The sequence below is a fragment of the Bacteroidota bacterium genome (assembly GCA_034439655.1).
In the GTDB taxonomy this organism is placed as follows: Bacteria; Bacteroidota; Bacteroidia; order UKL13-3; family UKL13-3; genus CANJUD01.
In genome coordinates this window covers 1-10,469 of record JAWXAU010000104.1, presented here as the reverse complement: position 1 = coordinate 10,469, position 10,469 = coordinate 1, and the positions used below count along the sequence as shown (strand labels likewise).

The 10,469-nt window shown below is 37.4% G+C and carries 11 protein-coding genes; 9 read left to right on the top strand and 2 right to left on the bottom strand.

Features of this window, described 5'->3' with window-relative positions; translation table 11 throughout:
- The 3 genes from SGJ10_07125 to SGJ10_07115 all read left to right on the top strand — a co-directional run.
- Nucleotides 1-2,000, top strand: a 2,000-nt coding sequence (locus tag SGJ10_07125; GenBank protein MDZ4757892.1) for an amidohydrolase family protein, incomplete at its 5' end; no start/stop codon positions are given.
- Between the two features lie 42 nt (nt 2,001-2,042).
- Complete coding sequence (locus tag SGJ10_07120) at nt 2,043-2,906, top strand: peptidylprolyl isomerase (GenBank protein ID MDZ4757891.1); 864 nt, start codon at nt 2,043-2,045, stop codon at nt 2,904-2,906.
- A gap of 184 nt (nt 2,907-3,090) precedes the next feature.
- Entirely contained in the window at nt 3,091-4,287 is a 1,197-nt protein-coding gene (locus SGJ10_07115) for a hypothetical protein (GenBank protein ID MDZ4757890.1), read from the top strand.
- A gap of 168 nt (nt 4,288-4,455) precedes the next feature.
- Here SGJ10_07115 and SGJ10_07110 read toward each other — a convergent pair whose 3' ends face one another.
- Both SGJ10_07110 and SGJ10_07105 read right to left on the bottom strand, forming a co-directional pair.
- Nucleotides 4,456-6,057, bottom strand: a complete 1,602-nt coding sequence (locus SGJ10_07110; GenBank protein ID MDZ4757889.1) for an endonuclease — start codon at nt 6,055-6,057, stop codon at nt 4,456-4,458.
- A 14-nt stretch (nt 6,058-6,071) separates the two neighbouring features.
- Complete coding sequence (locus tag SGJ10_07105) at nt 6,072-6,578, bottom strand: hypothetical protein (GenBank protein MDZ4757888.1); 507 nt, start codon at nt 6,576-6,578, stop codon at nt 6,072-6,074.
- A gap of 123 nt (nt 6,579-6,701) precedes the next feature.
- On the opposite strand from SGJ10_07105, the gene SGJ10_07100 reads away from it, so the two are divergent.
- The 6 genes from SGJ10_07100 to SGJ10_07075 all read left to right on the top strand — a co-directional run bounded on the left by SGJ10_07100 (nt 6,702) and on the right by SGJ10_07075 (nt 10,366).
- A complete protein-coding gene (locus SGJ10_07100; GenBank protein ID MDZ4757887.1) occupies nt 6,702-7,547 on the top strand; it encodes a 4-hydroxy-3-methylbut-2-enyl diphosphate reductase in 846 nt (281 codons plus the stop codon).
- Between the two features lies 1 nt (nt 7,548).
- Complete coding sequence (locus tag SGJ10_07095) at nt 7,549-8,121, top strand: glutathione peroxidase (GenBank protein ID MDZ4757886.1); 573 nt, start codon at nt 7,549-7,551, stop codon at nt 8,119-8,121.
- An 83-nt stretch (nt 8,122-8,204) separates the two neighbouring features.
- Nucleotides 8,205-8,675, top strand: a complete 471-nt coding sequence (locus SGJ10_07090) for a hypothetical protein (protein MDZ4757885.1) — start codon at nt 8,205-8,207, stop codon at nt 8,673-8,675.
- A gap of 16 nt (nt 8,676-8,691) precedes the next feature.
- Complete coding sequence (locus SGJ10_07085) at nt 8,692-9,075, top strand: hypothetical protein (GenBank protein MDZ4757884.1); 384 nt, start codon at nt 8,692-8,694, stop codon at nt 9,073-9,075.
- 20 nt (nt 9,076-9,095) lie between these two features.
- Nucleotides 9,096-9,986 carry a DUF5777 family beta-barrel protein gene (locus SGJ10_07080; protein MDZ4757883.1) on the top strand — a complete coding sequence of 297 codons (891 nt, stop codon included), beginning with the start codon at nt 9,096-9,098 and terminating at the stop codon, nt 9,984-9,986.
- Nucleotides 9,987-10,015: 29 nt separating this feature from the next.
- On the top strand, nt 10,016-10,366 hold the full coding sequence (locus SGJ10_07075; protein ID MDZ4757882.1) for a hypothetical protein: 351 nt from the start codon (nt 10,016-10,018) through the stop codon (nt 10,364-10,366).
- Nucleotides 10,367-10,469: the final 103 nt, after the last annotated feature.

Below are 10,469 nucleotides of genomic sequence, written 5' to 3'. Positions count from 1 at the left end.
TGTCGCCTTATAACCCCTATTTACTTGACTCGGCGAAAATTGAGTTTTGCTTCACGATATATGATTTGAAAAACAAAAACGAGTTCTATAAGAATTTGAAAAGGGCAGTTGCTTACGGTTTGCCTGCTTCACATGCTTTGAATGCTCTCACCAAAAATCCTGCAAAAATGATGGGAATCGAGAATATGGTTGGGGGTTTACAAAATGGAAAACTAGCCAACTTTATTATATGTACCGATACCTTGTTTGGAGACCGTTTTATGATTATTGATAATATTATACAAGGAGAAGTGTATAGCAACGAAAACTATATGAAGTCCGTGAGCAAAGCAGAGGGAATTTATAGTATGATACTAGCCGACAAACGATATTTTTTGCATGTAAAACGAAAAGGAGAAACTATCATAGTGAGTTCTGAAAGTGTGGGTACGAAAGGGATTTGGAAACATGAAGTAACAGTTGATAATGGTCGCCATACTATTAAAAAATCAAATCCTGCTTTTGGCGAATTGATTTTGCAAATTGATACACAAAAAATTACGGGAAAAATAAATTTGCAATTATATTATAATAATCTTGCCATTAAATTTAGTAAGTTTAGTGATGCCATTCCTGATTCTGTTGTTGCTCTCAAGGCTTTGCCACGCTTAGATTTACCTAAACCATTTATCGCTTTTGGCAATATTAAACTGCCAGAAGCTAAACCATACCTCATTAAAAATATCACTATATATACTGCTGAAAATGTTGGAATATTATATAATACTGATATACTTGTTGATGATGGTAAAATAAAAGATATTGGCAAAAGTTTAATTTGCAAAAGCTGTGAAACTATAGATGGAACGGGCAAATACCTCACTCCAGGTATTATAGACGAGCACTCGCATATTGCAATTGCAGGCGATGTGAATGAAGGCACCCAAAGTGTGACCAGTGAAGTTCGTATAGGCGATGTGGTATTCCCTGAAGATATAAATATTTATCGTCAACTTTCAGGTGGAGTTACTACCAGTCATTTATTACATGGTTCTGCAAACTGTATAGGCGGGCAAACACAATTGATAAAAATGCGTTGGGGCCAAAATGCAGAAACCATGAAATTTGAAGGATGGCCCGGACAGATAAAATTTGCCTTGGGCGAAAACGTAAAACAAAGCAATTGGGGAGACTACAATACCGTTCGATATCCGCAAACACGCATGGGTGTGGAGCAAACGATGGTAGATGCCTTTACACGAGCCTCACATTACAAAAAGGAATGGGACTTATATAATACCACAAAAAAAAATAAACCACGCAGAGATTTGGAACTGGATGCCTTGGTTGAAATTAGGGACAAGAAAAGATTTATTACGTGCCACAGCTATGTGCAAAGTGAAATCAATATGTTGATGCATGTGGCCGATAGTTTTGGATTTAAGGTGAATACTTTTACGCATATTTTGGAAGGTTATAAAGTAGCCGATAAAATGAAAAAGCATGGTGTGGCTGCCAGTACTTTTGCCGATTGGTGGGCATACAAATATGAGGTGATGGAAGCCATTCCTTATAATGCTGCTATATTATATAGAATAGGTGTGGTAACCAGTGTAAATAGCGACGATGCAGAGATGGCCCGACGCTTGAACCAAGAATCGGCGAAGAGCATGAAATATGGCAACTTGAGTGATACTGAGGCCATAAAACTATGCACCATAAATCCTGCAAAAATGCTGCATATTGACCATAAAACCGGAAGTATTAAAGTAGGTAAAGATGCCGATATAGTAATATGGAATAACAATCCTTTAAGTATATATGCGGTTTGCCAAAAAACATTTGTGGATGGAAAACTTTATTATGATATTGAACAGCAACAAAATATTATAGCACAACAAAAATGGTTGAAAGAACAAATATTGAAAAACATGGTGAACTATAATAAAGAAAGTAAAGAAACCCCAAGTACCGAGGGTGCAGAAATAGAGCAAGAAGCGTATAGTTGCGGTCACGAATAAATTTTTAAAATAATATATATAATAACCTAATAAAAAATTATCATGAAAAAAATCATTTATTTTTCAAGTTTGCTTTTTACGCTTGTATTTGTACAAGCATGTAAAAAAGTATCGGTTACTGCCGATTTTAAATCGAATGTGCAAAGTGGCAACAGTCCCTTGGTCATTGCTTTTACTGACCTGTCTACTATCTCAAGCAGCTCAATTACTTCTTGGTTGTGGAATTTTGGAGATGGAACAACCGCTACCGAGCAGAATCCTTCACATACTTATACTACTAGTGGTAGTTATGATGTAACACTCACTGCAAGTGGGAAAGATGCATCAAATGTGCAAACAAAGAAAGCATATATAACTGTGAATGCTCCAACCGAAAAGATTATTGAAATTAAAACAAGTTTTGGCACAATGTATATGTGGTTATATAAACAAACCCCAAAGCACCGAGCTAATTTTTTAAAACTTGCCGATTCTGGATTTTTTGACAATACCACTTTTCATAGAATTGTGAAAGATTTTGTAATTCAAGGTGGTGATCCCAATAGTAAAGATGCTGACCCAACCAATGATGGGCAAGGCGGCCCCGGTTACACAATACCTGCGGAGCTATCAGATACCAGTTTGAAACATGTTTATGGGGCTATAGGTGCAGCCCGCACCAACAATCCACAAAAGGCATCAAGTGGCAGCCAATTCTACGTGGTGACCAATAAAACGGGTACTCACCAGTTGGATAAAAACTATACTGTTTTTGGCAAATTGATTGGCGGAGTTGATATTGCCTATACAATTTCTATACAAAGTAAAGATGGAACCGACCGTCCGTTTACTGATATTAAAATGGATGTGAATGTATTGGAAAAAACTTTAGAGCAATTAAAGACGGAGTTTAATTTTGTGCCTTAATAGAATTATATATTACAACAGATGCCATATAGGTACTCAAAACATAATAAAAACCCCAGATACCTGTGGATGTGTGTTTTCACCAACCACTGAAGTGCAGCTTATGTTCTGAGCACATATATTGCAGTCATATCAATTTCCTAACATAAACCTACTATTTTTGCAAGCAAATAAACAATAAACAATGAACAAAACATATATATATATTATGGCTTGCTTAGTATTCTTCGCATCATGCATGGGAAGCAAGAAAGACAAGGCAGTTGATGATATATTGGCCAAAGGGAAAATAGACCCCAATTTAGTTCCAGCAAGTGTGGGCTATGTACCCATTCAGCCTTTCTTTACAGGCTTTACACATCCTATAGATGTGGTAATGGGCTTCGATGAATTATTATATGTTATTGATGATAAAGGCTTGAATATATTAGACCAAGCAGGTCGCTTGCAGCAAACTATATATATACCCGGAGCCACCGATGTAACCCAAGACCGTCGCTTGCATACCTATGTGGCAGGAAGGGTAAATATTATAGTAGGCGGACAAACAAAAAATGTAGCGGCAGTATATCATTTGATTAATACTGCAGCAGGAAATTATCAAATCATAGATACCATAATACATCCTTACTGTGATGCCACGAGAACAGGTTTTGGAGCGAAAGATGAAGAAGTAAAATTCACTGGATTGGCTTGCACGGCTGACAATACCTTATATGTGGCCCGCACAGGCCTAATGCCTGAGAATTCTCCAGCCATTGCCGATAATAATGTTTTGATATTTAGCAAAGATGGAATCAATACGGGTTATGCTAATGGTTTAAGCCCCAACGCTCCCAGTTTAAAATCGGTGATGGGACTTTCGTCCATTGCTACTTTTGCTGCACCGCCGCAGCGTGTTTTTGGCATGAACCCCAGTGCCGATTTTATGGTTACCCAAGCTGCCCCTGCACAGTCATTGGAGTTCCGCACTTTATGGATTAAGCAATTTAACGACCCTGATGTGGGAATTACCTATATAGAAAATACCAATATGCTGAACTATGATAATACTAGGGCGAGCAGCTTTCTATATAAAGCAAATCGTTTTGAAAATCCGGCGGACGTGTATATAGCCGGTGACCAAAGTGCTTATATATTTGTGGTAGATGCCAATAAAGATTCATTGTTTCAATTTACGTCACGTGGCTATGAAGGCGTGAACCCGCCCGCCAATTATGGCAGTACCAAACAACTCTATGCATCGTTTGGCGGCAAAGGACAAGGCTTATTTAATTTTGATGAACCCAGTGGTGTTTGTTATTTCAAACGTATGATATTTGTTGCCGATAAGAATAATAACCGTATTTGTAGGTTTAAGTTGAGTACGGATTTGGAGTAGGATATCTTTTAAGTCGTCATTCTGTTAGCCGCGGCGAAACGCTTCGTGGTGAAGAATCTTTTGAATTCGATATGGTCAATCTGCCAATTGCGTCTGTCTACCGCGTTCGATACAATGAGATTCTTTGCGGTACCGAATGCTTTCGGGACGCTCAGAATGACGGTAGAATTACTCCACCACCACCTTCTGTTTGATCACACCATCATGGGTAAATATCTCTATATAATACATCCCTGAAACACTAGGTAAATCAACAGTGTTCATACTATTATATAATATAGTTTCCAATATTTGTTGGCCCGTAATATTATATAATTTCATGATGGATTTACCGATATTATTTTTCAAGTCTATATTAATATGATGGCGGGCGGGATTTGGATAAATGCTAATATTATAACTAGTACTACTATTATATATACTATTTGGCAAAACCGTAATTTTTACAGGAACAAGTATATTTTTGATGGTATTATGGCTACAATCCATTACAATAGTATCTATAAAAACTCCTGAAGTATTACAAATATATTTTAGATTCAAACTACCTGCGAAACCTGCATCGCAGCTAATGGCCGCCACATTTTTGGCGAACAGATTTGTTTTAATATTGGTAAACAATAAGGTTTGATTTCCCAAACCTGTTGCTGTGATTGTATATAATAAAGTATCTTGCAAATTCCCCGACAAATTAATAGCAGAATCGAATATATAAAAACTGTCGTTATAGGGAGTATTAGAAAATTTGGATATACTGGTTATACGATTTGCCAACTCAGGATGATCGATAAAAGGATTGCGGTTTTTTTGCAATTTATAGATGGCTTCATTCCTCAGAGAATCCTTTTGCGTGGGTATATATTGCGTATTCCATTGTCGTAAAATATTTTCCTGGGCCGTTAAAAAACTATTATAGTTTTGATACCGAATGGCAAAATATAGTAGGGCTCTTGCTCCCCTTCCCTTGTGGGAATCCTTGGGCTCAAAAAGTTCGCTTATAGATTTGCTACCCCCTTGTTGCCATTGAGGATTCGTAACCACACCAAAAGGATTATTGCTACGCGTAGAATTCGCATTTTCATCAACAGGAAATAAGTGGTGCAGGTCGCTTAGCATCGGTTCCTGGCTACTGAATAAACTTTGCGGCCAGGTATGTTCGGTATTAAAATTATAATTTGTTTGAGCGTCCTGACGATTTGCATAACTCTTAATGACTCTTCCTGTATAAACACATTCCAAAGTGTTCACCGTATCGCCGCTCCCATTGTTTTTTCCATTGTCAAACTGCATATACATATTATCTCGGGCACTATTATAACCCAAACTATTATAGTTTTTTGTCAATATATTTTTCAATGATGTTTTCAATGCTTCCTCATGTAAATTCTCTGTCGAGTCATAATATTTTTCTTTGTAGCGACCCTGCCCGTATAGGTGCAGACTGTAGGTTCCATGACCTTGTATATGAAAAAACAGTTCGGATGCATGTATGATATTATGCAAGGGAGAAAATCCTATTGCAATACTTTTTTCGCCATAGGGCGGTAATACAAAAGCAGAATCGCTGGTATAAAAATGCTGGGTAAATAATTGGGTTTTATATATAATTAAAGTTTTAGCGGTTTGGTTGCTTACTTTTATTATCCTAGTTTGGGAGTCTTTGCTATATACTACCCCAAAGTCGGCAAGAGAAGGGTTGAAATCTAGAAGCTGAGAAAAACCAGAATTTGTTACTGCGAGCAAAAAAAGAAAACAGAATATATATTTCATGAGCAATTTTAATATTATAAATCGGGCTCTTCTAAATCATTGCCATCATCATAATTTTCCATAAAGAGTTCCCAATACCAAAGGTCAATTCCAGGGTTTGCATGGTCTATCATAGCTATGATAGAATCTGAAATGGCTTCAGGAACCGGATTTTCTTTTAATTGGTCAGGTGTTTCACGGTTTTCGGCAATATTGTTAATTTCTACTAGGGCATTTATATAATTGTCGAGCGAAGTAGCTACATAATAAGCTTGCCATTCGCTGTTGTCGTTGTTGGCCGTGTATATCTTTCCAGAGGTCATATCCAGAAAAATGGGTGATCCAAATTCATCGGTAGCAAAAGCAAACCAATGTTTTTGCCAATGCTCTTCTCGACTTACCCCATTTATATTCTGCGTATATTGTATTTGGTCGTCGATAATGCTCACAGGATTAAAAAACTGTACCAAGCGGTAACCCATACCCACCCTGTCAGGGCTGCGGTTATTGAGAACCTGGATGATTTCGTCGAGATGTATCATTGATATATATTTGTGATTTTAAAACAAATGCAAAGGTAGTTCGTTTATATAATATCTTCTCGAATTTATAGTGATGAATTTTAATTGTTAATATTGAATGTATAAAGGCTATTTTTGCAGTAAATGTTGAACTTGCAAGCAACCATCGACGACAATTCGGGCTTTTGCTTTGGAGTAGTTTATGCCATACAGATGGCCGAAGATTATTTGGACGAGCAAGGACATTTATATTGTTTGGGCGATATCGTACACAATGATGAAGAAGTGGAACGCCTTAAAACAAAGGGCCTCGAAATAATTGACCACGAAAAACTCGGTCAACTGCACAATGAGACTGTACTTATCAGAGCCCATGGTGAACCTCCTGACACCTACGAATTGGCACTTAAAAACAATATACATCTCCTCGATGCCAGTTGCCCAGTGGTATTAAAACTTCAAAACAGAGTTCGTGAAGCTCATAATAATGAAAGCCCAATTATTATTTTTGGCAAACATGGCCATGCGGAAGTAAAAGGACTAGTGGGGCAAACAAATGGCGAAGCCACAGTGATAGAGACATTCGACGAATTGGACAATTATCCATTACCTGCCAAAGTTGCTCTTTATAGTCAAACTACCAAGAGTACCAAAAAACTATATGCACTCAAAGAAGAATTGCAGAACCGTGGTGTGGAAGTAAATTTCAATGATACATTATGCCGACAAGTTTCAAACCGAGATATTCAGTTGCGAGAGTTTGCCACCAAGTTCGACATTATCATATTTGTGTCTGGCAAAAAATCGTCGAACGGATTGGTATTATATAATGTATGCAAAGAGTATAATAGCACTACGTACTTTATAAGTAGTAAAAATGAAATAGAAAACAACTGGTTTTCAGCAGGAAAATCTGTGGGTATTTGCGGAGCTACCTCCACGCCCCAATGGTTGATGGAAGATATAAAACAATATATAGAAACAATATAAAATGATAAACAAAGCAAAATCAATTTTGGGATTTTTTACACTAGCTGGCCTGTTAAATTTGATGTGCAAACCCGCACCACCCAATGACGTTACAACAGAAAAAGATTTTTATAAGATTAAAATAAATTCTATAGAAGGGGATGCGATTAACCTTTCGGCCTATAAAGGAAAGAAAATATTGTGCGTAAACGTGGCTTCCTATTGTGGGTACACGCCCCAGTACCAAGGACTAGAGCAGTTATATAATAAGTACAAAGGCAAATTGGTTATTATAGGTTTTCCATGCAATCAGTTTGGTGGGCAAGAGCCAGATTCTCTTCCCAAGATTAAGCAATTTTGCAGCTCCACCTATCAAATAAGTTTCCCGCTTACCGAGAAGGTAGACGTGAAAGGCAAAAAACAACACCCCATATACCAATGGCTTACCGAGAAAAACCTAAACGGCGTGGAAGATCATGAAGTAAAATGGAATTTCAACAAGTTTTTATTAGATGAAAACGGTAAATTTTTAGGTTATTTTTCATCGAAAACTTCACCTTCCGATTCGGCTTTGATTAGTATGATTGAAAAATAATTGAGAAAAATCAATTAGTTTTATGGTCTGTCTTTCAAAAACCATTGGTTTTTTCTCTTAAATTTGCCCTCAAATTATTCCAAATGAAGAAAAAAAACATCGTCATACTTTTGTTTGCCGCTTTTTTGTTTTGGACGTGCAAGCATACCATTGCGGATGTGACGAGCCTAAAGGATACTTATTATAGCACAACGGGAGATACTGAAAGTAAAAATATGAATGGCGATTGCACCAGTTGTCATGAGCATCAAAGTGGCAGTAAAAAAATCACTTTAGGAGGTGCTTTATATAAGGAAGATAGGACTACAGCCTATAAAGATGGAGGGGTCATAAATCTGTACTCACAACCAGGTGGTCAAGGCTCTTTATTAAAAACGATTCAGGTTGATAATGAAGGAAATTTTTACTCAAATGCCAACTATAAAATCAGTACACCTTATTATGTAGAAGTGGTGAGTGTGGCAGGAAATAAAGCCTATATGGGGCAAGCGTTGGCATATGGTTCATGCGGCTCGTGCCACGGAGTAAACACCGACAAAATATTTGTAAAATAATCAATAATATAAATATATGAAGAAAATTATTTTTACCCTTTGCGTTATTACAGTTATTGGATTTAGCTCTTGCTATTATGATAAAGAAGCTAATTTGTATCCAAAGCCCATCAGCTCATGCGATACTACGGCAACAAATTTGGTGTATGGAAACATTATAAAAACCATAATGGACCAGAACTGCAGTTTAGGTGGTTGTCATAATACTTCATCGGCTATGAGTAACATAGTTACTGATACCTATGCGGGCCTAAGGGATGCTTTTACCAACCGCAACTTAATGTGTACTGTTGAGCAAACAACTGGAGCGTGCTCCAAAATGCCAAAAAACAACCTTAAACTTTCTGATTGCAAAATAACACAATTGAAAATTTGGGAACAAAGATCATTCCCTCAATAATAATGTAAAAAATATATTATATGAAAAAAATATATACTTATATAGTAGCTTTCCTCATAGTGGGAAATATACAGGCACAAGATGATATGTTGGCTTTGCTTAACGATTCTAACGAAAAGGCCGATCCAGTTTCGGGCATGTTCAAAGGCAATCGTTTGGTAAATGGGCATACCACAGAGACCGTTGCCAAACAACACTTGGACTACAAGATACATCACCGTTTTGGCCGTGTGAATGAAGGTCCTTATCAATTTTTTGGGATTGACAATGCCCAAATGTTTATGGGGTTTGATTATGGGGTTACCGATAAACTTACTATGGGAATTGGCCGCAGCAACGAAAATAAAACATTTACAGGTCTGTTAAAATATAAAATCATGACACAGACGGGCAAAGGCCGAAACAGTAAATCTATATCCATGACCTGGCTTTCTAATATGGGCTACTTCACTAAAAAATGGTCGGAGTTGGGCTTGGATGCCAGAAAAAACTTTGCAACTTCGAGAATGTCTTTTACCCATCAATTACTCGTAGCCCGTAAGTTTAGCTCAAAAATGTCATTACAATTAATGCCTACTTTCTTCCATCAAAACTTGGTAATCGCTGCCGATGAACCCAATGATTTATATATAATGGGTGTAGGCGGAAGTTTCCGAATTAATCGCAGTACACGTTTTAATGTAGAGTATTACCCCGTATTAAACCGCTATAAAAATAGCACCACCACGAATCCTTTGTCAATAGGTTTTGATATAGAAACAGGGGGGCATGTATTTCAGTTGGTATTGAGTAATTCGCGAGGCATGGTCGAAAATATATTTCTTCCAAGCACCGCAGGCAAATGGACCAAAGGCGATTTATACTTTGGTTTTAATATACTCCGCTATTTTAAATTGGGTAAGAGAAGATAAGCACAATATTTATTTACTATCATATATACATGAAAAAAAATTCCATCATCACCATCATCACCATCATGACCTTCGCCACATTCACCTTATACCAATGTACGGGCCCTCAATTTATATTGACTGCACCTGCTGATAAAGAGCTTACTGCTGCACAAAAACGCTGGCCCGATGCTACCAAGGAATCACTTGCTGCAGGCCACACTATATTTACTACCAAGTGTACCCAGTGTCATCAGGCCAAGAATATTCCCAGTCGCAGCGAAGCCGAATGGACAAAAGAAATTGCAGAGATGGCCCCCAAAGCAAAACTTACCGCTGCAGAAACAGAAACACTGACACGATACGTATATACCGTGCGTGAATTGTACGCTAAGAAATAGTAGCCCTCTTTCATAATTCAAATAAGAAAAGCCAAATTATAACGGACACTTTATTTTATTGTAGTATCGCTCGCCGCGAACTCCGATAACTATCGGGGCTTCC

Coding starts and splice junctions, on each gene's coding strand:
- SGJ10_07080 (MDZ4757883.1), top strand. CDS start 9,096: ATGAAAAAAATATATACTTATATAGTAGCTTTCCTCATAGTGGGAAAT.
- SGJ10_07115 (MDZ4757890.1), top strand. CDS start 3,091: ATGAACAAAACATATATATATATTATGGCTTGCTTAGTATTCTTCGCA.
- SGJ10_07095 (MDZ4757886.1), top strand. CDS start 7,549: ATGATAAACAAAGCAAAATCAATTTTGGGATTTTTTACACTAGCTGGC.
- SGJ10_07120 (MDZ4757891.1), top strand. CDS start 2,043: ATGAAAAAAATCATTTATTTTTCAAGTTTGCTTTTTACGCTTGTATTT.
- SGJ10_07105 (MDZ4757888.1), bottom strand. CDS start 6,578: ATGATACATCTCGACGAAATCATCCAGGTTCTCAATAACCGCAGCCCT.
- SGJ10_07085 (MDZ4757884.1), top strand. CDS start 8,692: ATGAAGAAAATTATTTTTACCCTTTGCGTTATTACAGTTATTGGATTT.
- SGJ10_07110 (MDZ4757889.1), bottom strand. CDS start 6,057: ATGAAATATATATTCTGTTTTCTTTTTTTGCTCGCAGTAACAAATTCT.
- SGJ10_07100 (MDZ4757887.1), top strand. CDS start 6,702: ATGTTGAACTTGCAAGCAACCATCGACGACAATTCGGGCTTTTGCTTT.
- SGJ10_07090 (MDZ4757885.1), top strand. CDS start 8,205: ATGAAGAAAAAAAACATCGTCATACTTTTGTTTGCCGCTTTTTTGTTT.
- SGJ10_07075 (MDZ4757882.1), top strand. CDS start 10,016: ATGAAAAAAAATTCCATCATCACCATCATCACCATCATGACCTTCGCC.